This is a genomic window from Amycolatopsis coloradensis (genome assembly GCF_037997115.1).
Taxonomy (GTDB): Bacteria; Actinomycetota; Actinomycetes; order Mycobacteriales; family Pseudonocardiaceae; genus Amycolatopsis; species Amycolatopsis coloradensis_A.
On sequence record NZ_CP150484.1, the window covers coordinates 7,735,982 to 7,758,315 of the forward strand.

Annotated in this window: 18 protein-coding genes and 1 pseudogene; 7 read left to right on the forward strand and 12 right to left on the reverse strand. The window is 68.0% G+C overall.

Annotated features, from left to right (window positions below; all coding sequences use genetic code 11):
- Window positions 1–318: 318 nt before the first annotated feature.
- The 3 genes from LCL61_RS36090 (at window position 319) to LCL61_RS36100 (ending at window position 6,202) form a co-directional block, all read left to right on the forward strand.
- Complete coding sequence (locus LCL61_RS36090) at window positions 319–1,470, forward strand: ABC transporter ATP-binding protein (RefSeq protein ID WP_340683888.1); 1,152 nt, start codon at window positions 319–321, stop codon at window positions 1,468–1,470.
- Window positions 1,470–2,354: an ABC transporter permease gene (locus LCL61_RS36095; protein ID WP_340683889.1), complete on the forward strand. Its 885-nt coding sequence runs from the start codon at window positions 1,470–1,472 to the stop codon at window positions 2,352–2,354. Before LCL61_RS36090 ends, LCL61_RS36095 begins: the two co-directional genes overlap by 1 nt.
- A 125-nt stretch (window positions 2,355–2,479) precedes the next feature.
- The gene (locus LCL61_RS36100) at window positions 2,480–6,202 is read left to right on the forward strand and encodes an ABC transporter ATP-binding protein (RefSeq protein WP_425341956.1); all 3,723 of its coding nucleotides are present in this window, start codon (window positions 2,480–2,482) and stop codon (window positions 6,200–6,202) included.
- 217 nt (window positions 6,203–6,419) lie between these two features.
- Here LCL61_RS36100 and LCL61_RS36105 read toward each other — a convergent pair whose 3' ends face one another.
- The gene (locus LCL61_RS36105; protein ID WP_340683890.1) at window positions 6,420–6,731 is read right to left on the reverse strand and encodes a hypothetical protein; all 312 of its coding nucleotides are present in this window, start codon (window positions 6,729–6,731) and stop codon (window positions 6,420–6,422) included.
- Window positions 6,732–6,797: 66 nt separating this feature from the next.
- Here LCL61_RS36105 and LCL61_RS36110 point away from each other — a divergent pair, with 66 nt between their 5' ends.
- Window positions 6,798–7,367, forward strand: a complete 570-nt coding sequence (locus tag LCL61_RS36110; RefSeq protein ID WP_340683891.1) for a DUF4291 domain-containing protein — start codon at window positions 6,798–6,800, stop codon at window positions 7,365–7,367.
- On the opposite strand, the gene LCL61_RS36115 is transcribed toward LCL61_RS36110, so the two are convergent.
- The gene (locus LCL61_RS36115) at window positions 7,364–7,630 is read right to left on the reverse strand and encodes a hypothetical protein (RefSeq protein WP_340683892.1); all 267 of its coding nucleotides are present in this window, start codon (window positions 7,628–7,630) and stop codon (window positions 7,364–7,366) included. The two genes, LCL61_RS36110 and LCL61_RS36115, sit on opposite strands and share 4 nt — an antisense overlap.
- A gap of 362 nt (window positions 7,631–7,992) precedes the next feature.
- Here LCL61_RS36115 and LCL61_RS36120 point away from each other — a divergent pair, with 362 nt between their 5' ends.
- A complete protein-coding gene (locus LCL61_RS36120; protein ID WP_340683893.1) occupies window positions 7,993–11,721 on the forward strand; it encodes a multifunctional oxoglutarate decarboxylase/oxoglutarate dehydrogenase thiamine pyrophosphate-binding subunit/dihydrolipoyllysine-residue succinyltransferase subunit in 3,729 nt (1,242 codons plus the stop codon).
- 449 nt (window positions 11,722–12,170) lie between these two features.
- Here the strand turns inward: LCL61_RS36120 and LCL61_RS36125 are convergent, their stop codons facing one another.
- From LCL61_RS36125 to LCL61_RS36160, 8 genes and pseudogenes are all read right to left on the reverse strand, one after another.
- Window positions 12,171–12,698 (reverse strand): regulatory protein RecX, encoded by a 528-nt coding sequence (locus LCL61_RS36125; RefSeq protein WP_340688761.1) that lies wholly within the window; start codon window positions 12,696–12,698, stop codon window positions 12,171–12,173.
- Window positions 12,699–12,891: 193 nt separating this feature from the next.
- Window positions 12,892–13,932 (reverse strand): recombinase RecA, encoded by a 1,041-nt coding sequence (gene recA / locus LCL61_RS36130; RefSeq protein ID WP_005164741.1) that lies wholly within the window; start codon window positions 13,930–13,932, stop codon window positions 12,892–12,894.
- Window positions 13,933–14,138: 206 nt separating this feature from the next.
- Window positions 14,139–14,333, reverse strand: a complete 195-nt coding sequence (locus LCL61_RS36135; RefSeq protein ID WP_340683894.1) for a DUF3046 domain-containing protein — start codon at window positions 14,331–14,333, stop codon at window positions 14,139–14,141.
- A gap of 10 nt (window positions 14,334–14,343) precedes the next feature.
- Window positions 14,344–14,553, reverse strand: a pseudogene (locus LCL61_RS36140) (SDR family oxidoreductase); the annotation flags it as partial.
- Window positions 14,554–14,620: 67 nt separating this feature from the next.
- Window positions 14,621–15,373, reverse strand: a complete 753-nt coding sequence (locus LCL61_RS36145; protein WP_005164720.1) for a succinate dehydrogenase/fumarate reductase iron-sulfur subunit — start codon at window positions 15,371–15,373, stop codon at window positions 14,621–14,623.
- A complete protein-coding gene (locus LCL61_RS36150; RefSeq protein ID WP_340683895.1) occupies window positions 15,370–17,286 on the reverse strand; it encodes a fumarate reductase/succinate dehydrogenase flavoprotein subunit in 1,917 nt (638 codons plus the stop codon). Before LCL61_RS36150 ends, LCL61_RS36145 begins: the two co-directional genes overlap by 4 nt.
- 51 nt (window positions 17,287–17,337) lie before the next feature.
- Window positions 17,338–18,168: a hypothetical protein gene (locus LCL61_RS36155; RefSeq protein WP_340683896.1), complete on the reverse strand. Its 831-nt coding sequence runs from the start codon at window positions 18,166–18,168 to the stop codon at window positions 17,338–17,340.
- On the reverse strand, window positions 18,165–18,452 hold the full coding sequence (locus LCL61_RS36160; protein WP_016332714.1) for a hypothetical protein: 288 nt from the start codon (window positions 18,450–18,452) through the stop codon (window positions 18,165–18,167). Before LCL61_RS36160 ends, LCL61_RS36155 begins: the two co-directional genes overlap by 4 nt.
- A 264-nt stretch (window positions 18,453–18,716) precedes the next feature.
- Between LCL61_RS36160 and edd the strand changes: the two genes are divergently transcribed.
- On the forward strand, window positions 18,717–20,606 hold the full coding sequence (gene edd, locus LCL61_RS36165) for a phosphogluconate dehydratase (protein WP_340683897.1): 1,890 nt from the start codon (window positions 18,717–18,719) through the stop codon (window positions 20,604–20,606).
- Complete coding sequence (gene eda / locus LCL61_RS36170; RefSeq protein ID WP_340683898.1) at window positions 20,603–21,223, forward strand: bifunctional 4-hydroxy-2-oxoglutarate aldolase/2-dehydro-3-deoxy-phosphogluconate aldolase; 621 nt, start codon at window positions 20,603–20,605, stop codon at window positions 21,221–21,223. The genes edd and eda overlap by 4 nt, the downstream gene beginning before the upstream one ends.
- Window positions 21,224–21,269: 46 nt before the next feature.
- Here eda and LCL61_RS36175 read toward each other — a convergent pair whose 3' ends face one another.
- Together LCL61_RS36175 and LCL61_RS36180 are read right to left on the reverse strand one after the other, a co-directional pair.
- Window positions 21,270–21,707, reverse strand: coding sequence for a GNAT family N-acetyltransferase (locus LCL61_RS36175; RefSeq protein ID WP_340683899.1), 438 nt, complete (start codon window positions 21,705–21,707; stop codon window positions 21,270–21,272).
- Window positions 21,708–21,884: 177 nt separating this feature from the next.
- Window positions 21,885–22,325, reverse strand: a complete 441-nt coding sequence (locus LCL61_RS36180; RefSeq protein ID WP_340683900.1) for a DUF1801 domain-containing protein — start codon at window positions 22,323–22,325, stop codon at window positions 21,885–21,887.
- Window positions 22,326–22,334: the final 9 nt, after the last annotated feature.

The following is a 22,334-nucleotide window of genomic DNA, read 5'->3' on the forward strand; positions in this document are numbered from 1 at the left end:
AGCCTGGGGGTCACTGGGAGCGGGCCGCCTCCTCCATCGTAGGTAATAAGTCGCCGTCGCGCTGCATGGGGTTGCCATGTCTTCCGAATTATTTGTTCACAGACCCTCTTCATGGTCGGTGATTTTCCATGCTCGGCGGCGCATAACCGGTAGTCAGCGGCCATTCGGCGCAGCGGCGGGCGCGCCGGGGGGCCGAGTCGTCACCCTGCCGAACGTGACGAAGGTCGCTTTCGGCGGATTGACCCCTTCCTCGGGTGCGGACTCGCCCCGTGAGGCAGGATGTCGCGTGATCGGCCTTCGTCAACAAAAGGGGACGGTATGCACGACGGCAGTGGCCGCATCGCGGTGCAGAACCTGAGCAAGCAGTTCGGTGCGGTCAACGCGGTCCAGAATCTGAGCTTCACGGTGGAGCCCGGTTCGGTGACCGGCTTCCTGGGGCCCAACGGGGCAGGGAAGACCACGACGCTCCGGATGCTGCTCGGGCTGGTGACGCCCACGAACGGCACGGCGACCATCAACGGGCGCCCGCACGACCAGCTGGGGAATCCGGCGCGGGTCGTCGGTTCGGTGCTGGAGAACGAGGGTTTCCACCCGGGGCGCACGGCGCGGAATCACCTGCGCGTGTACTCGGCGGCGATCGGGATGCCGGATCAGCGCGTGGACGAGGTTCTGGGGTTGGTCGGCCTTTCGTCGGCGGCGGACCGCAAGGCGGGCGGGTTCTCGCTCGGTATGCGGCAGCGGCTGGCGCTGGCGACGGCGTTGCTGGGGAACCCGCAGGTGCTGGTGCTGGACGAGCCGACGAACGGTCTCGACCCCGAGGGCATCCTGTGGCTGCGGAACTTCCTGCGCGCGTACGCGCGTGAGGGGCGCACGGTGCTGGTCTCGAGCCACCTTCTGAACGAGGTGGAGCAGACGATCGACCAGGTCGTGATCATCAGCCAGGGCATGACGCGCTACAACGGCTCGCTGGACCAGTTGCGCAAGAGCAACCAGTCCCGGGTGCTGGTGCAGTCCGCCGACGCGAACGGCCTCGTCGCCGCGTTGCAGGAGGCGGGGATCACGCAGGTCTCGCCGATGCCGGACGGCCGGGTCGCGGTGTCCGGCGCGACGGTGCAGCAGATCGGTGACATCTCGGCCAAGGCGAGCATCGCGGTCTACGGCATGCAGGAGGAGACTGCGGATCTGGAGCGGATGTTCTTCCAGCTGACGCAGGGTCAGTACGCCGCGCCGCCGCCCGGTTTCCAGCAGGGCCCGCCGCCGGGCTACCAGGGTCCGCCTCCGGGATATCAGGGCCCGCCGCCCGGCTATCAGGGGCCGCCTCCCGGCTACGCGCCGCAGAACACGCCGCCGCCCGGTTTCGCGCCGCCGCAGCAGCAGTTCCAGCAGCAGCAACCGCAGTATCAGCAGGCCCCGCCTCAGCAGCAGGCGCAGCAGCAGGGCCAGAACGAGGGCTGGGGAGGCCAGGGCTGATGGGCAACCTGATCAAGGCGGAGTTCCGCAAGACGCTCACGCTCAAGGCGTGGTGGGCGCTGATGATCCCCGCGGTGGTCTTCGCTTTCGCGTTCGCCCTGTTCTGGGGCATGGTCACCAACGACTTCAGCGACTTCCTCGGCCGCTCCGACACCCGTGAGCTGACCGAGGCGCTCGGCATCTCGACCGGCGAACTGCCCGTCGGCCTGCTCGCCCTCGGGCACGGCGTCAACATCGGCACGATGATCCCGATCATCTTCGGTGTCTTCGCCCTCGCCGGCGAGTACACGAAGAAGACGATCACCACGACGTTCCTCACCGCCCCGAACCGGGTTTCGGCGTTGAGCGCGAAGATGATCACCTACATCGCCTGGGGCGCGATCTACGGCGTGATCATCGTGGGCGCGGCGAGTCTCGGCACCGTGATCACGGTCGACAGCCAGCGCCTGCCGACGGCGGGCCAGTGGCTGGGCGTGCTCGGCGCGGGTGTCCTCGCGACGATCCTGGCGACCCTGTTCGGGATCGGGGTCGGCGCGGTCTGGCGCAGCGTGGTCGGCAGCATCATCACGCTGACCATCTGGATGCTGGTGGTCGAGAACGTCCTGGTGTTCGTCATGTTCGGCGCCGCCGACATCACGTGGCTGGGCGGGGTCCTGCCGAACGGCACGGTCAACGGCATCGTGGGCGCCATCGGCGCGGAGGCGTTCGGCGCCGCCGGCGTGAAGGTACCCGGCCTGCAGGACGAGACCGCGTGGGCGCTGCAGTACGCGGCCGGTGCGCCCGGCGCGTTCTCGTGGTGGGCCTCGGCGCTGATCTTCTTCGGCTGGACGATGATCTTCTTCCTGGCCGGCTGGGCCGTGAACCAGAAGAAGGACATCACGTAAGTCACCGTCCACAAGCGCCTTGAAAGGCCCCTTCATTGCAAAATTCGCGGTGAAGGGGCCTTTCATCGCGTTCGGCCCTGCGCGAACCGGCCGGGGTTGTCGGTGCGGACGCATAGGCTGGCGGGGTGACCACTGCTCCACCTCGTCCGTGTCAAGCCAGTCCGGCTCGTGAGACCGCCCCCGCGCCCACTGGAGGCTGGATCCGCCGTCTGGCCGCTTCGTGCTGGAAGCATCCTTGGCTCGTCGTACTCTCGCTGGGCGCGGCGATCATCGGCGTCGGGCTGCAGGCCGCCGGTCCGCTGCTGATCCGCGAGGCGCTGGACGACGCCGTCGCGGGCGACACCTCCCGGCTCGGCCTGCTCGCCGCGGTGATGGCGGTGCTGCAGGTGCTGACCTTCGGCAACGCCTTCGCCCGCCGGTACGTCGGCGGGCGGCTGGCCCTCGATGTCCAGCATGATCTGCGCCGCCAGGTGTTCAACGCGGTCTCCCGGCTCGACGGCGGCAAACAGGACGCGCTGCGCACCGGCCAGGTCGCCTCCCGCGCGATCTCGGATCTGCAGCTGGTCACGTCGGTCCTGATGCAGGTGCCGCTTTCGGCGGGTTCGGTGATCTTCGCGCTGCTGTCGCTCGGCGCGATGCTGTGGATGTCGCCGACGCTGACCCTGATCGCGATGGTGGTCGCCCCCGCGATCGCGATCATCATGGCGGTGAGCCGGAAGCGGCTCTTCCCGGCGACGTGGGCGGCCCAGCAGCGCGCGGCCGACGTCGCGCAGCAGGTCGAGGAGACCGTCACCGGCGTACGCGTCGTGAAGGGCTTCGGCCAGGAGGCGCGCGAAGTCGCGAAGCTGGAGAAGACGGCGAAGAAGCTCTTCGCGGAACGCATGCGCGCGGCCCGGCTCTCGTCGTTGCCGACGGCCACGACGGCCGCGCTCCCCGCGGCGGGTCAGGTCGCGGTACTGGCGGTCGGCGGCATCCTCGCGTTGAAGGGTGAAGTCAGCCTCGGCACCTTCCTGGCGTTCGCGACCTATCTGTCCATCCTGATCGGCCCGGCACGGATGATCTCGAGCCTCGTCGTGCAGGCCCAGCTGACCAGGGCGGGCGCGGAACGGGTCAACGAACTGATCGACGCGCAGCCGGACGTAGTCGACAGCCCGGACGCGCGGCCGCTGCCCGAAGGCCCACTCGGTGTCCGGCTGGAGGACGTCTCCTTCGGCTACACGCGGTCGGATCCCGTCCTCGACGGTCTCACCCTGGAGGCCCGGCCGGGCGAGACGCTCGCGCTGGTCGGCACGGCCGGTTCCGGCAAGTCGACGATCTCCTTGCTGCTCCCCCGGTTCTACGACGTGCACAGCGGCTCGGTCCAGGTCGGCGACCTCGACGTCCGCGACGTCCGGCAGCGAGACCTGCGCAGCGTCATCGGCGTGGTCTTCGAGGAGGCGTTCCTCTTCTCCTCGTCGGTACGAGACAACATCGCCTACGGCAGGCCGGACGCGAGCGACGAGGAGATCCGCGCGGCCGCGCGGGCGGCGGAGGCGGACGAGTTCATCCAGCGCCTCCCCGACGGCTACGACACCCTCGTCGGCGAGCGCGGCCTCACGCTTTCGGGCGGCCAGCGACAGCGGCTCGGCCTCGCCAGGGCGCTGATGACCGATCCCCGCGTGCTGGTCCTCGACGACGCGACCTCCGCCATCGACACGGTCACCGAGGCCGCGATCCACGACACGCTGCGTTCGGTCACCGCGAGCCGGACGACGCTGCTGATCGCGCACCGCCGCTCCACCCTCGCCCTCGCCGACCGGATCGCCGTGCTCGACAAGGGCCGCGTCGTCGACGTCGGCACCGAGGAGGAGCTGCTCGCGCGCTGTCCGCTGTTCCGCGAACTCGTCGCGGGTCCGGGTGACGACGTCGAGGAGCCACATCGCTGCGAAGGCCTGGACTGCGGCCCCTCGGGAATCACCCCGGCGCTGTGGCCGGAGCAGGACAAGGCCGACGAGCTGCCGGGTGAGCGGAAGGGCACCGGCGGCGAATGGGACGTCGACCTGCCGCCCAGCCCCGAACTCGTCGAAGGCGTCCGGAAACTGCCGCCCGCAACCGACGTCCCGCGCCTGCCGGGCACCGATGTCACCGCGCCCGAACCGAAGTTCCGCCTCGGCCGTCTGCTGAGACCGGTGCGCGGCCCGCTGGCCGTGGTGATCGGGCTGGTCGCGGCGGACGCGCTGGCCACCATCGCGATGCCCGCGCTGTACCAGTACGGCATCGACAGCGGGGTGCGCGCGGGAGCGGAGGCGGTGATCTGGCTGGCCGCCGGCATCGGCGCGCTGGTGATCCTCACGGACTGGCTGGTGGTCTACCTCCAGACCAAGATGACCGCGCGGGTCGGCGAGACGGTGCTGTATTCGCTGCGCGTCCGCAGTTACGCCCATCTGCAACGGCTCGGGCTCGACTTCTACGAACGCGAACTTTCCGGGAAGATCATGACCCGGATGACGACCGACGTCGACGCGCTCTCGACGTTCCTGCAGACCGGCGTCGCGCAGGCCGTGGTGAGCGCGCTGACACTGGCCGGGATCGCGGCGGCGCTGATGATCACAGACATCGGGCTGGCGGCGTACGCGCTCGCGGTGCTGCCGATCCTCATCGTGGCGACGGTGATCTTCCGCCGGGCGTCGTCCAAGGCGTATACCGAAGCCCGGGAACGGGTCAGTGTCGTCAACGCGGACATGCAGGAGAACGTGAACGGGCTGCGGGTCGCGCAGGCGTACACCCGCGAGGAGCGGACGGCGGAGAAGTTCGCTTCCCGCAGCGACGAGTACCGGCGTTCTCGGCTGCGTGCCCAACGCTATGTCGCGACGTACTTCCCTTTCGCGGCAATGCTTTCCGGATTGGCCGAGGTCGTCGTGCTGATCGTCGGCGCGAACCGGGTCGCGGCGGGCACGCTGTCGGCCGGTGTGCTGGTCGCGTTCCTGTTGTACCTCGGCCAGTTCTTCTCGCCGATCCAGCAGCTGTCCTCGGTGTTCGACGGCTATCAGCAGGCGCGGGTCGGGCTGACGCGTATCGGCGACCTCCTGCGCACGCCGACCTCCGTTCCGGCGGCGGAAAACCCGGTCCCGGTCCCGGAGCGGCTGCGTGGTGAAGTCTCCTTCAAGGACGTCTATTTCGCTTACACCGCAACGGATGAGCCCGCGCTGAAGGAACTGACGCTGGAGGTCGCGCCCGGGGAGACAGTCGCCCTGGTCGGTGCGACTGGCGCCGGGAAGTCGACGGCGGTGAAGCTCGTCGCGCGCTTCTACGACGCGACAGGCGGCGTGGTCCGGATCGACGGCACGGACATCCGCGAGTACGACCTGGCCGCACTGCGCACGAGGATGGGCGTGGTACCGCAGGAAGCGCATCTGTTCTCGGGAACTGTGGCGGACAATGTCCGCTACGGCAGGCCTTCCGCGACGGACGCGGAGGTCGAGGAAGCGGTACGGTCGGTCGGCGCGCTCGACGGCGTCGCCGCGCTCCCTGCCGGTTTCCATCAGCCCGTCGGCGAACGCGGACGGTCTCTTTCGGCGGGACAACGGCAACTCGTCGCCCTCGCCCGCGCCGAACTCGTGGATCCGGACGTCCTCCTGCTCGACGAGGCGACCGCGGCCCTCGACCCGTCCACCGAAGCCGCCGTCCTGCGCGCGACGGAGCAGCTCGCGCGCCGCCGCACGACCTTCGTGGTCGCGCACCGCCTCGCCACCGCCGCCAAGGCGGACCGGATCGTGGTGCTGGACCACGGCCGGATCATCGAACAGGGCACGCACGCGGAACTGCTCGCGGCGGACGGTCACTACGCGCGCCTTTGGTCCCTCGGCTGACCACGTCTCGTGAGTGGTGGCGGTTTCGCGTGACTGGATGGCCCCAGCCGCGGTCGTGTCGTCCATCCAGTCACGCGTGTCGTCCGCCGGATCACGCGTGTCGTCCATCCAGTCACGCGTGTCGTCCGGTCAGGCACGCGAAACCGCCGGCACTCACCAGGAACGCGGCTCCGGCGGGGCGTCGCGAGTGGCATCGGGTTCCAGCCCGAAACGCCGTTCACGCGGCGGAGAGATCCAGCCGGAATTGCGCCCCCGGAGCCGACGGCTCCCACCCTCGCGCCAGCGCCAGCCGGATCGCCCGTTCGACATCCGAAGGCAGCACGGCCTTCGACGGCACCCCCATGTAGTTCACCGGATGCGCGTGATCCGTCCGGACCACCAGAACGGCACCCCGCGCGTCCTCCAATTCCACCCCGTACGAAAGGAATATCCGCCGTCCTGTGCGTAGGTGGGCTTTCCGCCGGACGATCCACCGATAAGCGGTCTCGTCGACCACGATCCGCCGAGAACCCTTGCGCAGCAATGCCATGAGGCCAGCATGACGAGGGAATTTCGGTCGCGCGCCGCCACCGGCGTCTGCCACGCTGCACGGGAAATGAACGAAGAGATCCCGGCGCGGCAGATCCGCGCCGTGCACACCGAGACCACCATCCGCGTCTATCAGGCGTACTCGCCGGCCATCGCCGACGCCGCACTGGAGGCGGGCACTTTCGTGCCGCCGTTCAAACGCGAACGCATGACCTGGATCAAGCCGTCCTTCCTCTGGATGGCGTACCGCTGCGGCTGGGCCGCGAAGCCCGGCCAAGAGCGCGTACTCGCCCTCGACATCACCCGCGAGGGTTTCGCGTGGGCGCTTGAACACGCGGCGCTCAGCCACTTCGACCCCGACGTCCACCCCGACCTGAAGACGTGGCAGGACGAGGTCAGGGCCAGCCCGGTCCGTATCCAGTGGGACCCGGAACGCAGCATCCGGCTCGGCGCCCTGAAGCACCGTTCGCTCCAGATGGGCCTGAGCGGCGAAGCCGTCGATCGCTATGTCGACAAATGGATCACGGCGGTCACCGACGTCACCCCGGTCATGCGCGAGGTCGGCGCCCTGGTCGCGGCGAACCGCATCGAAGACGCCGGAGCGCTGCTACCCGCGGAGCGTCCGTACCCCGGCTAAGGCCGCCACTTGAGGCCGCTCATCCCGGCGACCTCGAGGTCCTGAGCCGAAGCCCAGCGGACGGTCCCCGGCCGGACATGCACCCCGGCCGTCACCGTCCAGTCCGGCTCGTCGGGCTCGACGTGCTCCATCTCCTTGAAGTCGGCGAGCGTCGGCCAGACCGCCGAGCACGAGTCGCACATCAGCACGACCTTGCCGGACTCGGTGACCAGCGGGCGCACACGCCCCTCGTCCCAGAACGACGGGCACTCGTCCAGCCACATCGGCTGCCACCACCTCGCGGGCGACCGGCGGCCGGCACGACACCGGCCGCATCCTCCACCCAGCGAAGCCCCCCGACGTGAACTCCAGGCTGTCCGGGCACGACGTCCCAGCCAACCTTTACCGACGAGACAGTGACCTGACCTGCACGGACAGTGAAAACGAGAGCAAAGGTCCCTTGCTCCCCCCGCAGGAAGCGGACCGGGCCTGTTTTCGGTCTCTTGATCGAGACAGTGACCCATCACCTAGTGCGCCACGCCTCACACAGGCCAGTTCCATCACACGGCCGCGACCGAGGGGGTTAGCCTGGTAGGCGCATCAGCGGTGTTCAAGATCTCGAGACGGATAGAGGCGAGTCCAAGCCGTGTCCAGCAGCAGCCCTGCGTCACAATTCGGCCCCAACGAGTGGGTCGTCGAGGAAATGTACGACCAGTTCCTCGCCGACCCCAGCTCAGTCGATGCCGCCTGGCACGACTTCTTCGCGGACTTCAAGCCAACGCAGGACGCGCAGGCGAAGGCTGACGACGCACGTCAGACCTCTGCGGAGACCGCGAAGGGGAGCCCGGACACCAACGGCCAGGCCGCCAAGCCGACGCCGCAGACGGTCCGCAACGCCGAGTCCACCGCGAAGCAGACCGCCCCGGCGAAGGCTGCGCCGAAGACGGCCCCGAAGACCGAGGCGAAGGCGGCGGCGCCCAAGGCCGCGCCCAAGGCGGCTGAGAAGGCCCCTGCCGAGAAGGACGCCGAGCCGGAGTCGAAGCAGCTCCGCGGCGCCGCGGCGGCGATCGCGAAGAACATGGACGCCTCGCTGTCCGTGCCGACGGCCACGAGTGTGCGCGCGGTCCCGGCGAAGCTGATGGCCGACAACCGCATCGTCATCAACAACCACCTCAAGCGCACGCGCGGCGGCAAGATCTCCTTCACGCACCTCATCGGGTACGCGATGGTCCGCGCGCTGAAGAACTTCCCGAACATGAACCGGCACTACCAGCTGATCGACGGGAAGCCGTTCGCGGTCACGCCGGAGCACGTGAACTTCGGTCTCGCGATCGACATGAAGGGCAAGGAAGGCGCCCGCACGCTCGTCGTGGCCTCCATCAAGGCCACCGAGAACATGACCTTCATGCAGTTCTGGCAGGCCTACGAGGAGATCGTCAAGAAGGCCCGCAACGGCAAGCTGACCGCCGACGACTTCGCCGGCACCACGATCTCGCTGACCAACCCCGGCGGCATCGGCACCAACCACTCGGTGCCGCGGCTGCAGGCGGGCCAGGGCGCGATCATCGGCGTCGGCGCCATGCAGTACCCGGCGCACTTCGAGGGCACCAGCGAGAAGGCCCTGGTCGACCTCGGCGTCTCCAAGATCATGACGCTGACCTCGACCTACGACCACCGCATCATCCAGGGCGCGGAGTCGGGCGAGTTCCTCAAGCGCATCCACGAGCTGCTGCTCGGCGAAGACGGCTTCTACGACGACGTCTTCACCAGCCTGCGCCTGCCCTACGAGCCGATCCGCTGGGTCGCCGACATCCCGGACGGCCCGGTCGACAAGACCGCGCGCGTGATCGAGCTGATCGACGCCTTCCGCATGCGCGGTCACCTGATGGCCGACACCGACCCGCTGAACTACCGGCAGCGCAGCCACGCCGACCTCGACGTCCTCTCCCATGGCCTGACCCTGTGGGACCTGGACCGCGAGTTCCCGGTCGGCGGCTTCGCCGGCCAGGAGCGGATGAAGCTGCGCGACATCCTCGGCGTGCTGCGCAACTCCTACTGCCGCACCGTCGGCATCGAGTACACGCACATCCTCGACCCCGAGGAGCGCCGCTGGATCCAGGACCGCGTCGAGATCCCGCACGAGAAGCCGGACCCCGCCGTCCAGAAGTACGTGCTCTCGAAGCTCAACGCCGCCGAGGCGTTCGAGACCTTCCTGCAGACCAAGTACGTCGGCCAGAAGCGGTTCTCCCTCGAAGGCGGCGAGACGGCGATCCCGCTGCTCGACACGCTGCTGGACAAGGCCGCCGAGCACGAACTCGACGAGGTCGTCATCGGCATGCCGCACCGCGGCCGCTTGAACGTGCTCGCGAACATCGTCGGCAAGCCGATCGCGCAGATCTTCCAGGAGTTCGAGGGCAACCTCGACCCGGGCCAGGCGCACGGTTCCGGTGACGTGAAGTACCACCTCGGCGCCGAGGGCAAGTACTTCCGCATGTTCGGCGACGGCGAGACCAAGGTGTCGCTGACCGCGAACCCGTCGCACCTCGAGACCGTCGACCCGGTCCTCGAGGGCATCGTCCGCGCGAAGCAGGACATCCTCGACAAGGGTGACAGTGACACAGGGGGCTTCACTGTGTTGCCTGTCCTGATGCACGGCGACGCGGCCTTCGCGGGCCAGGGTGTCGTGGCCGAGACGCTGAACCTCGCGCTGCTGCGCGGGTACCGCACCGGCGGCACCGTGCACGTCATCGTCAACAACCAGGTCGGCTTCACCACCGCGCCCGAGCACTCGCGTTCGAGCCAGTACGCCACCGACGTCGCGAAGATGATCGGCTCCCCGATCTTCCACGTGAACGGCGACGACCCCGAGGCCGCGCACTGGGTGGCCAAGCTGGCCGTCGACTACCGCCAGGCGTTCCACAAGGACGTCGTGATCGACCTGATCTGCTACCGCCGTCGCGGCCACAACGAGGGCGACGACCCCTCGATGACGCAGCCGGCGATGTACGACATCATCGACACGAAGCGTTCGGTCCGGAAGACCTACACCGAATCGCTGATCGGCCGCGGCGACATCTCCGTCGAAGAGGCCGAAGCCGCGTTGCGCGACTTCTCCAGCCAGCTGGAGCACGTGTTCAACGAGGTCCGCGAGCTGGAGAAGCACCCGGCGAAGGCCAGCCCCTCGGTCGAGGAGGAGCAGCAGGTCCCGGCGAAGGTGCCCACGGCGACCACCACCGAGGTCATCGAGCACATCGGCGACGCGTTCCTCAACGTGCCCGAGGGCTTCACCCCGCACCCGCGGGTCAAGCCGGTCATGGAACGCCGCCACAAGATGTCCCGTGAGGGCGGTATCGACTGGGCGTTCGGTGAGCTGCTCGCCTTCGGTTCGCTGGCCATGGAAGGCCGCCTGGTGCGGCTGTCCGGCCAGGACTCCCGCCGCGGCACCTTCACCCAGCGCCACTCGGTGCTGATCGACCGCAAGACCGGCCAGGAGTACTCGCCGCTGCAGAACCTGGCCGACGGCCAGGGCCGCGTGATGATCTACGACTCGGCGCTGTCCGAGTACGCGGCGGTCGGTTTCGAGTACGGCTACTCCGTGGCCAACTCCGAAGCGCTGGTCATGTGGGAAGCGCAGTTCGGTGACTTCGTCAACGGGGCGCAGACCGTCATCGACGAGTACATCTCCTCCGGCGAGGCCAAGTGGGGCCAGCTCTCCGACGTCGTGCTGCTGCTGCCGCACGGCCACGAAGGCCAGGGCCCGGACCACACCTCCGGCCGTATCGAGCGCTTCCTCTCGCTGTGCGCCGAAGGCTCGATGACCGTCGCGGTGCCGTCCACGCCGGCGAACTACTTCCACCTGCTCCGCCGTCACGCCCTCGATGGGGTCAACCGGCCGCTGGTGGTCTTCACCCCCAAGTCGATGCTGCGCAACAAGGCGGCGACCTCGGCGGTCGAGGACTTCACCGGCCAGTCGAAGTTCATGTCGGTCATCGACGACGCCGACGTCGACCCGTCGAAGGTGCGCAAGGTCCTGCTGACCTCGGGCAAGCTGTACTGGGAGCTGGTGGCCGAGCGCGCCAAGCGCGAGGCGAACGACATCGCGATCGTGCGGGTCGAGCAGTACTACCCGCTGCCGAAGAAGAAGCTGCTGGCGGCGCTCGAGCGCTACAACGGCGCCCCCGCGGTCTGGGTCCAGGAGGAGCCGGAGAACCAGGGTGCGTGGCCGTTCTTCGGCCTGAACCTGCCGCGGAAGCTCCCGGAGGTGTTCTCCAGCCTGGACGTCGTGTCGCGTCGTCCGATGGCGGCGCCGTCGGCCGGTTCGTCCAAGGTGCACGAGGTCGAGCAGAAGGCGCTGATCGCGCGGGCCTTCGACTGATCGCCTAGAAGTCCGTGAAGGCCTCCTTCCCTACTCTCAAGGTAGGGAAGGAGGCCTTCACGGACGGCAGCCAGGTGCCGCACACGATCCAAGTACATGGCGTGTCGGGTTAGAACCCGAAACGCCACTCACGACCACCGTGCGCCCAGACGGCACTTTCGCGTGACTGAGCGGACGGCGCGTGTGATCAGGTGGCCGACACACGTGACTGGACGGACAACACGCGCGTAGCTGGGATCTGCCCCCGAGCCGTCCGCCTGGACACGCGTGTCGTCCGTCTGCTCACGTGTGTCGTCCCTCTGGTCACGCGAAACCGCCCGACCGCGGGTACCTAAGACCGGGTTGGCTCTGATCCGAAACGCCGCTCATGACCACCGCCCGAGAGAGCAAAACACCGGCCGGCGGGCAATCGGGCCCGCACGGCCGGTGAGCGGCTCAGATGATGGAGGTCAGTCGAGGGTGGCGTCGTCCAGCAGCGCCGACTCGGCACCGAACTCGCGGAGTTCGTCGCGGATCACGGTGTAGGCCAGCCCCTGGGGATAGCCCTTGCGGGCGAGGAAGCCCAGCAGGCGGCGGATCGCCGTCTGCTCGTCGACGTTGCCCAAGGAGCGCATGCGCTTCCGTACCAGCTCTCGGGCGCGCTGCTCCTCTGCCTCTCGGTCCACCTCTTCGGCGGCCTGGACGGCGATATCCCCATCGATTCCTTTGCGTTTGAGTTCGGCTACGAGGGCGTTCCGTGCCAGGCCCATGTTGGCATGACGGGAACGTACCCACATCTCGGCGAACTCGGCGTCGTTGATGAGCCCTGCCTTGTCCAGCTTACCGAGCAGGGTCTCCGTCGTCTCCTCGTCGAAGCCCTTGCGCTTGAGGGCCTGACGCAGTTCCTCCGTGGAACGCGGGCGCGCGGCCAGGAGATCGAAGCAGATCTCCTTGGCCTTCTTCCTCCGCTCGTCCGGCGGCAGCTCCGCCGGATCCACTTTGGGCGCACGCATTCAGCCATCACTCCAGTCGAAACTCAAACCGCATCCTCACCCCGAGCGCGACCCACGCCCGGGGGGTCCAGGGAGCTTGTCCCCTGGCAGGGGTCTGGGGTTCCACCCCCAGAAGGCACGGCAGAGGGATCCCGGCGAGCGCTCTTCGCGAGCACACCCTCCCGATCCCTCATCCCCCTCAGAAGTCGACTGGCGCGGGGGCGGCTTCGGCGTCGACAGCGGCACCGATGCCGAGCTTCTCCTTGATGCGCTTCTCGATCTCGTTGGCGATGTCCGGGTTGTCCAGCAGGAATTTCCGGGCGTTCTCCTTGCCCTGGCCCAGCTGGTCGCCCTCGTAGGTATACCAGGCGCCGGACTTGCGCAGGATGCCCTGGTCGACGCCCATGTCGATCAACGAACCCTCGCGGGAGACACCCTTGCCGTAAAGGATGTCGAACTCGGCCTGCTTGAAGGGCGGCGCGACCTTGTTCTTGACGACCTTGACGCGGGTGCGGTTGCCGACGGGCTCGCCGCCGTCCTTCAGCGTCTCGATGCGGCGGACGTCCAGGCGGACCGACGCGTAGAACTTCAGCGCCTTACCACCGGTCGTGGTCTCCGGGGAGCCGAACATGACGCCGATCTTCTCGCGCAGCTGGTTGATGAAGATCGCGGTGGTGCCGGAGTTGTTCATCGCACCGGTCATCTTCCGCAGCGCCTGGCTCATCAGCCGGGCCTGCAGGCCGACGTGGTTGTCGCCCATCTCGCCCTCGATCTCGGCGCGCGGCACGAGCGCGGCGACCGAGTCGATGACCAGGATGTCGAGCGCGCCGGAGCGGATCAGCATGTCCGCGATCTCGAGCGCCTGCTCACCGGTGTCCGGCTGGGAGACCAGCAGCGCGTCGGTGTCGACGCCGAGCTTCTTGGCGTACTCCGGGTCCAGCGCGTGCTCCGCGTCGATGAACGCGGCGATGCCGCCGTTCTTCTGCGCGTTGGCGACCGCGTGCAGCGCGACGGTGGTCTTACCGGAGGACTCCGGACCGTAGATCTCGATGACCCGGCCGCGGGGTAGGCCACCGATCCCGAGCGCGACGTCGAGTGCGATGGCGCCGGTGGGGATGACCTCGATCGGTGCGCGGCCCTCTTCGCCGAGGCGCATGACCGAGCCCTTGCCGTACTGCTTGTCGATCTGGGCGAGGGCCAGTTCGAGCGCCTTGTCCTTGTCGGGTGCTGCTGGTGCCATGGAGTCCACCTCGTTGGTTGAGCCGGGTAGGGCTTGTTCAGTTCTGAGCTGTCGGGTCCGACGCTACGGGCGACCACCGACAATTCCAGGCCTCGCGCCCAAGCTGTGGATCGCTGACCCCGTTGTGGACAACACCCTAGACGAACGTGTGTTCGAGGCCGTGGCCGACACGCCGTTGCGCTAGGGTTCTTGTCCCTTTGCCGAGGTCAGCGCCGCTCCGGCGGGATCTCGAAGGCGTCGCAGACCGCTCGCCAGACGTCTTTGGCCGAGATTCCCGCTTCGAGGGCCTGTTCGACGGTCCGGCCCCCGAGTTCACCGAAGGAGTGATCCCTGGAGAGGGTCTCCGCACGTCCGGGACCGAATTCGTCGGCCATCAGCCGCCGGAAGACCGTGATACGCATCGAGCGAAGTCTAGCCCCGCCTCGGGCACGAAACGCGTGAAGGCCCCCTTCCCTCGGCTGAGCCGAGGGAAGGCAGCACGGCTTCCGCGACTTCGCCGGGCTCGCCCGCCCGTCCCATCGGAATGGTCGGCGCGATCCGCTCCATGCGATCGGGCATTCCCGCCGCGGCGTGCAGTCCCGTGTGGATCATGCCCGGTGCGACAGCGTTGACCCGGATGGATNGTCCGTGAAGGCCTCCTTCCCTACTCTCAGGGTAGGGAAGGAGGCCTTCACGGACTTCCTCGTGACTACTTGTCCCGCCGGAACAGCTTGTTCCCCAGCCACACGATGGGGTCGTACTTCCGGTCCGCGACGCGTTCCTTCATCGGGATGAGCGCGTTGTCGGTGATGTGGATGCCCTCCGGGCACACGTCCGAGCAGCACTTGGTGATGTTGCAGTACCCGAGCCCGTGCTCCTCCTGCGCCTCGTCACGCCGGTCGGCGACGTCGAGGGGGTGCATTTCGAGTTCGGCGATCCGCATCAGGTACCGGGGCCCGGCGAAGGCCTCCTTGTTCTCCTCGTGGTCGCGCACCACGTGGCAGGTGTTCTGGCACAGGAAGCACTCGATGCACTTGCGGAACTCCTGCGAGCGCTCGACGTCCACCTGCTGCATCCGGTACTCCCCCGGCTTCAGCTCCGGGGGCGGCGTGAACGACGGGATCTCGCGGGCCTTGGTGTAGTTGAACGACACGTCGGTCACCAGGTCGCGGATCACCGGGAACGTCCGCATCGGGGTCACGGTGATGACCTCGTCCTCGGTGAAGGTCGACATCCGGGTCATGCACAGCAACCGCGGCTTGCCGTTGATCTCCGCCGAGCACGAACCGCATTTGCCCGCCTTGCAGTTCCATCGCACCGCCAGATCCGAGGCCTGGGTGGCCTGCAACCGGTGGATGATGTCGAGGACGACCTCGCCCTCGTTGACCTCGACGCTGTAGTCCTGCAGCTCACCCGAATCGGCGTCACCGCGCCAGACCCGGAAACTCGCCTTGTAGCTCATGCCGGACTCCCGGGGTGCGAGGCCAGTTCTTCGTCGGTGTAGTACTTCCCCAGCTCGGACAGTTCGAACAGCTCCAGCAGGTCCTGCCGCAGCGGGGTCTGTGCCTTGACCTCGACGCCGATGTCCGGCACCACCGGGTTGTCGCCCGGCGTGGCCGAGCAGACCAGGAGTTTGTTGCGCCACTGGGCGTCCATGCCCGGATGGTCGTCCCGCGTGTGCCCGCCCCGGCTCTCGGTCCTGGTGAGCGCGGCCCTGGCGACGCATTCGCTGACCATCAGCATGTTCCGCAGGTCGACGGCGAGATGCCAGCCGGGGTTGAACTGCCGATGCCCTTCGACGGTGACCCGCTTGATCCGCTCGCGCAATTCCCCGAGCTTCTCCAGCGCCCGCTCGATCTCCTCCGCCTTGCGGATGATGCCGACCAGGTCGTTCATCGACTGCTGCAGCTCGGTGTGCAGGCTGTACGGGTTCTCCTCGACGCCGTCACCCGGCGGGTCGAACGGCGCGAGCGCCATCGCCGCGGCGGCGTCCACATCGGACTGACTGACCTTCGGACGCTCCTTCAGCTCCGCGACGTAGGACGCGGCGCCGAGGCCCGCCCGACGGCCGAAGACCAGCAGATCCGAAAGCGAGTTGCCGCCGAGCCGGTTCGAGCCGTGCATCCCGCCCGAGCACTCACCGGCGGCGAACAGTCCGGGCACGCTCGACGACGCGGTGTCCGGGTCGACCTCGATCCCGCCCATCACGTAGTGGCAGGTGGGGCCGACCTCCATCGGCTCCTTCGTGATGTCGACGTCGGCGAGTTCCTTGAACTGGTGGTACATCGACGGCAGCCGTTTGCGGATCTCCTCCGCGGGCAGCCTGCTGGCGATGTCGAGGAAGACCCCGCCGTGCGGCGATCCCCGGCCCGCCTTGACCTCGGAGTTGATCGCCCGCGCCACCTCGTCACGCGGGAGCAGATCCGGGGTGCGGCGGTTCTTCTCCTGGTCGGTGTACCAGCGGTCGGCTTCCTCCTCGCTGTCCGCGTACTGCCCCTTGAACACATCAGGGACGTACTCGAACATGAACCGCTTGTCCTCGGTGTTCTTGAGAACCCCTCCGTCACCGCGAACGCCTTCGGTGACCAGGATCCCCTTCACACTCGGCGGCCAGACCATGCCGGTGGGGTGGAATTGGACGAACTCCATGTTGATGAGCGTCGCCCCGGCCCGCAGCGCCAGCGCGTGCCCGTCACCGGTGTACTCCCACGAGTTCGAGGTGACCTTGAACGATTTCCCGATGCCGCCGGTGGCCAGCACCACCGCCGGCGCCTCGAACAGGATGAACCGGCCGCTCTCGCGCCAATACCCGAAGGCACCCGAGATCCGGCCGTCGTCGGTCAGCAGTTCGGTGATCGTGCATTCGGCGAAGACCTTGATCCTCGCCTCGTAGTCACCGGTCTCCTTGAAGTCCTCTTGTTGCAGCGAAACGATTTTCTGCTGCATCGTGCGGATCAGTTCGAGCCCGGTGCGGTCGCCGACGTGCGCCAGCCGCGGGTACGTGTGCCCGCCGAAGTTGCGCTGGCTGATCCGGCCGTCGGCGGTGCGGTCGAACAGCGCGCCGTAGGTCTCCAGTTCCCAGACGCGGTCCGGCGCCTCCTTGGCGTGGAGTTCGGCCATCCGCCAGTTGTTGAGGAACTTCCCGCCGCGCATGGTGTCGCGGAAGTGCACCTGCCAGTTGTCGTTCGAGTTCGCGTTGCCCATCGACGCCGCGCAGCCGCCTTCGGCCATCACCGTATGCGCCTTGCCGAAGAGCGATTTGCACACCACCGCGACGCTGAAGCCGCGTTCGCGGGCTTCGATGACCGCGCGGAGACCGGCACCGCCGGCACCGATCACCACCACGTCGTAGTTGAGCCGTTCGACCTCGGTCATGAAAAGAGCCACCTCAAAGCTTGTCGCCGGGGACGGGAGATTCCCGCGCCGCTAGTTGATGAACCGCAGATCCGAAATGGCGCCGCTGGCCACGAGCATCACGTAGAGGTCGGTCAGCACGAGCGTGCCGAGCGTCGTCCACGCCAGTGCCATGTGCCGGGTGTTGAGCTTCGTGATCTGCGTCCAGATCCAGTAGCGGACCGGATGTTTCGAGAAGTGCTTGAGCCTGCCGCCGGTCACGTGACGGCACGAGTGGCACGACAACGTGTAGGCCCACAACAGGATCACGTTGCCGGTCAGCACGATGTTGCCGAGCCCGAAACCGAATCCGCCGGTCTTGCCGTGGAACGCGGTGATCGCGTCGTAGGTGTTGATCAGCGAGACGACCACGGCCACGTAGAAGAAGTAGCGGTGGGCGTTCTGGATGATCAACGGCAGCCGCGTCTCACCGGTGTACTTCGCGTGCGGTTCGGCGACCGCGCAGGCGGGCGGTGAGAACCAGACGGCCCGGTAGTAGGCCTTGCGGTAGTAGTAGCAGGTCAGCCGGAAGCCCAGCAGGAACGGCAGGACGAGGAAGCCGAGCGGGATGAAGCCCGGCAGTTCGCCGATCCAGGCCCCGAAATGCCGGGAGCCTTCGACGCAGGATTCCGAGACGCAGGGCGAATAGAACGGCGTCAGGTAGTGGTACTCGGGCACCCAGTACGCGGTGCGCACGAAGGACCTGATCGTCGCGTAGATGATGAAGGCGGAGAGGCCGAGGACGGTCAGCAGCGGGGACAGCCACCACCGGTCGGTGCGCAGCGTTCTTTCGGCGATCCGGGCCCGCGACGGTGCGCGGACCCCCGTACCCCGTCCGGCCTCGTTGCCGGCGGGGGCGCTCACCGCTGGTCGCGCTTGTAGCCGCCGACGCCTTCGTCATCGGCGCCTTGCCACAGCGCCGGGTCGTAGGGCGTATCGGGAACCTGGACACGATCGGCGGCCTTCGCCTGCGCGGGCACCGCGTTCGGGGTCGTGTCGAGGTCGGTCGCGTCGATGTCGAGCCGCTCGACGTCGTTCGCCAGACGTCGTACCGCCGAAGCGTCGCCGTATCGGGATCGCAGCGCGCCGACGCACTGCCTCAACTGACCGATGGCTCGCCGAAGCTCGGCGATCTCTGTGGTGGACATCGGTACCTCCCGATGGTCGGTTCGGTTGGCCGCTTGAGCCTTCGAAGGCCAGCGATTCCTCGCCGTCTCGACTCTGCCGCGCGTTGTGCAATGTGACAAGTAGCACAGTGGAACCTAGTGACGTGACGGAGGTCACGCGAGTCGATCTTCTGTATCGATTTTGATTCGGGCTTTCCCCCGAGGTACTGTGGCCACTGTCACGACCCAGCGACGTCAGCGTTGCCGTCCCGCGGACCACCACGACCAGTGATCCGGAGCCGGACAATGAGCACCGCCCCGAACGTCCACCCCATCATCGCCGAAGTCACCGAACGCATCGCCGCCCGCAGCGCCGAAACCCGCGCCGCGTACCTCGAACGCGTCGCCGCCTCCCACGAAGAAGGACCGATGCGGCGCGGTCTCGACTGCAGCAACCTCGCCCACGGCTTCGCCGCGATGGAAGGTGTCGACAAAGCCGCACTGCGCGCCGTGCGAGCGCCGGGCGTCGCGATCGTCTCGTCCTACAACGACATGCTTTCGGCGCACCAGCCGATGCAGGAATACCCCGCGATGCTCAAGGGCTCGGTCCGCCAGGCGGGCGGGGTGGCGCAGTTCGCCGGTGGCGTGCCCGCGATGTGCGACGGCGTCACCCAGGGCCGTCCCGGGATGGAGCTGTCGCTGTTCAGCCGCGAGGTGATCGCGATGTCGACCGCGATCGCGCTCTCCCACGACATGTTCGACGCGGCGCTGCTGCTCGGCGTCTGCGACAAGATCGTTCCCGGCCTGCTGATCGGGGCGCTGTCCTTCGGGCATCTCCCGGCGATCCTGGTACCCGCCGGGCCGATGAACTCGGGCCTGCCGAACAAGGAGAAGGCGCGCGTGCGCCAGCTCTACGCCGAGGGCAAGGCGACCCGCGAAGACCTGTTGGACGCCGAAGCGGCTTCGTACCACTCGGCGGGCACGTGCACCTTCTACGGCACCGCCAACTCGAACCAGATGGTCGTCGAGGTGATGGGCCTGCACCTTCCGGGCGCCAGCTTCGTGCAGCCGAACTCGACGCTGCGCAAGGCGCTCACCGAAGAGGCCGGGCGGCGCGTCGTAAAGCTTTCGCGAGGCGAGGAGTACACGCCGGTCTCGCGCGTGATCGACGAGAAGGCCGTCGTCAACGGTGTCATCGCACTGCTCGCCACGGGTGGCTCGACCAACCACACGATGCACCTCGTCGCGATCGCCGCCGCCGCGGGCATCCAGCTGACCTGGGACGACTTCTCCGATCTGTCGTCGGTGATCCCCCTGTTGGCCCGCGTGTACCCGAACGGCAGCGCGGACATCAACCACTTCCACGCCGCCGGGGGCATCCAGTTCCTGGTCGGCACCCTGCTCAGCGCGGGCCTGCTGCACGAGGACGTCCAGACCGTCGCCGGACCTGGCCTGCACCGGTACCGGCAGGAGCCGATCCTTTCCGAAGGCGAGCTGGTCTGGCGTGACGTCCCGACGCGCAGTCTCGACGAGGACGTCCTGCGTCCCGTGTGGCGGCCGTTCGCCTCCGATGGCGGGCTTCGCATGGTCGCGGGCAACCTCGGCCGCGCGGTGATCAAGGTTTCGGCGGTGGCGCCGGAGCACCGGATCGTGCAGGCCCCGGCGCGCGTGTTCACCGACCAGAAGTCCTTCAAGGACGCTTTCGAGGCCGGCGAGCTGGACCGCGACGTCGTCGTGGTCATCCGGCAGCAGGGCCCGCAGGCCAACGGGATGCCGGAGTTGCACGGCCTCACCCCGGCGCTGGGGGTGCTGATGGACCGCGGGCACCAGGTGGCGTTGCTCACCGACGGCCGGATGTCGGGTGCGTCCGGGAAGATCCCGGCGGCGATCCAGGTGACCCCGGAAGCCGCCGCGGGAGGCCCGATCGCGCGGATCGCCGACGGCGACGTCATCCGTCTCGACGCCAAGGCAGGGACGCTCGACGTCCTCGTGGGTGACGAAGAACTCGCCCGCCGTGAACTGGTGGACTACCCGCCTTCGGAGGCATCCTGGACCGGCACCGGCCGGGAACTGTTCGCGGCGCTGCGCCGCGCGGTCGGCCCCGCCGATCAGGGCGCGAGCGTCTTCGGACCGCTCACGCCGGAACACTTCGGCGCTCCGGCGCACACGTTGACCCCTGTGGAGGTAACCCAGTGACCACCGGCGCCGACCTGCTCGGCCTGTCCCCTGTGATGCCCGTCGTCGTGCTCGACGACGCCGCCGACGCCGTGCCCACCGCGCGGGCTCTGCTCGCGGGCGGGATCGGCGTGATCGAGCTGACCCTGCGCACCCCGGCGGCACTCGCCTCCATCGAGCGGATCGCCGCCGAGGTCCCGGAGATCGTCATCGGCGCCGGGACGGTCACCGCGCCCGAGCACGCGAAGCAGGCGGCCGCCGCCGGCGCGAAGTTCCTGGTGACCCCGGGCTGCACGGACGCCGTGCTGGACGCCGCGTTCGAGACCGGGCTCCCGTTCCTGCCGGGCGCGAGCACGGTGTCCGAAGCGATGCGGCTGGCCGAACGCGGGCTGACCGCGTTGAAGTTCTTCCCCGCCGAGGCCAGCGGCGGCGTGGCGTACCTGAAGTCGATCGGCGGGCCGCTGCCCGGGCTGAAGTTCTGCCCGACCGGCGGGATCACCGTGAAGACCGCGCCGGACTATCTCGCACTGTCCAATGTGGGCTGTATCGGTGGTTCGTGGCTGACGCCGAAGGATGCCTTGGAGGCCAAGGACTTCGGGAAGATCGAAGCTTTCGCGGCGGAGGCTTCGAAGCTCTGATCCGTGTTGTGAGGGCCACTCGCGCGCCGGGTGGCCCTCACTGTTTTCAGAGCGGGAGCTGGTACTGGATGAAGCCCCGATTCACCGCGACCTGGTCGTACAGGCGGCGCGCGGTGGCGTTGGATTCCTTGGTGTGCCAGTAAACCCTGTCGCAATCGCGGTCGCGCGCCCAGGCCGCGACGGCCTCGATCAACGCCCGCGCGACCCCCTTGCCCCGGGCTTGCGGCGCCGTGAACAGATCTTGCAGGTAACAGACGTCGGTGAGCGCGGAAGTACTGGGGTGCACCAGGAAATGCGTGATCCCGACGAGCTCGCCGCCCAGGTGGGCACCGAGCGCGTGCATCCGCTCCCCGGTCCGGAATTCTCGCCAGGCCCGGTCGTAGACCTCTTGGGGCGCGACACGCTCATAGAAGGCGATGTACGCGCGGAACAGGTGTTCCCAGGCTTCGCGGTCTTCGGGCTTCAAAGGCTTGATGGTGATCATGTGGTCCTCCCAGTGATCACCCGAGCCTAGGGTTCCGCCGCCACCCCGCGTGTGGCCACTCACGCGGTAAAGCGAGCTGCCACTCGCGCTGTGGGGTGGCCTGGCGAGAGGACGTTGCGAAAGTGGCTTTCGCAACAACCTCCCGCGAGCTCGCCGCCGGGCATCGCCTGCGGTCGCTCAGCTGACGGCTTGCTTCACCAGCGTGGCGATGCGCTGTTCCACATCGGGGGTGACGCCGGTCAGCGCGAAGGCCGTCGCCCACATCGCGCCGTCGTCCAGCTGAGCGGCCTCGTTGAAACCGAGCGTCGCGTACCGCGTCTTGAACTTGGCCGCCGCCTGGAAGAAACAGACGATCTTGCCGTCCAGCGCGTAGGCGGGCTGGCCATACCAGAGTTTCGGCGCGAGCATCGGGGCGTTCGCCTTCACGACGGTGTGGACCAGCTCGGCCAGCGCTCGGTCCTCATCGGACATCTCGGCGATCTTCGCGACCACGTCCTGCTCGGCCGCCGCCGCTTTGCCGGCGGCCGAACCGCGGCGCGCCGCCTTCTTCATGTCCTGGGCGTGTTCCTTCATCGCGGCCTTCTCTTCGGCCGTGAATCCTTCGTACGTGGTGGTCATTGCGGTTTC

Coding starts and splice junctions, on each gene's coding strand:
- LCL61_RS36090 (WP_340683888.1), top strand. CDS start 319: ATGCACGACGGCAGTGGCCGCATCGCGGTGCAGAACCTGAGCAAGCAG.
- LCL61_RS36095 (WP_340683889.1), top strand. CDS start 1,470: ATGGGCAACCTGATCAAGGCGGAGTTCCGCAAGACGCTCACGCTCAAG.
- LCL61_RS36105 (WP_340683890.1), bottom strand. CDS start 6,731: ATGGCATTGCTGCGCAAGGGTTCTCGGCGGATCGTGGTCGACGAGACC.
- LCL61_RS36110 (WP_340683891.1), top strand. CDS start 6,798: ATGAACGAAGAGATCCCGGCGCGGCAGATCCGCGCCGTGCACACCGAG.
- LCL61_RS36115 (WP_340683892.1), bottom strand. CDS start 7,630: ATGTGGCTGGACGAGTGCCCGTCGTTCTGGGACGAGGGGCGTGTGCGC.
- recA (WP_005164741.1), bottom strand. CDS start 13,932: ATGGCACCAGCAGCACCCGACAAGGACAAGGCGCTCGAACTGGCCCTC.
- LCL61_RS36135 (WP_340683894.1), bottom strand. CDS start 14,333: ATGCGTATCACGGTCTTCCGGCGGCTGATGGCCGACGAATTCGGTCCC.
- LCL61_RS36145 (WP_005164720.1), bottom strand. CDS start 15,373: ATGAGCTACAAGGCGAGTTTCCGGGTCTGGCGCGGTGACGCCGATTCG.
- LCL61_RS36150 (WP_340683895.1), bottom strand. CDS start 17,286: ATGACCGAGGTCGAACGGCTCAACTACGACGTGGTGGTGATCGGTGCC.
- LCL61_RS36160 (WP_016332714.1), bottom strand. CDS start 18,452: ATGTCCACCACAGAGATCGCCGAGCTTCGGCGAGCCATCGGTCAGTTG.
- edd (WP_340683897.1), top strand. CDS start 18,717: ATGAGCACCGCCCCGAACGTCCACCCCATCATCGCCGAAGTCACCGAA.
- LCL61_RS36175 (WP_340683899.1), bottom strand. CDS start 21,707: ATGATCACCATCAAGCCTTTGAAGCCCGAAGACCGCGAAGCCTGGGAA.
- LCL61_RS36180 (WP_340683900.1), bottom strand. CDS start 22,325: ATGACCACCACGTACGAAGGATTCACGGCCGAAGAGAAGGCCGCGATG.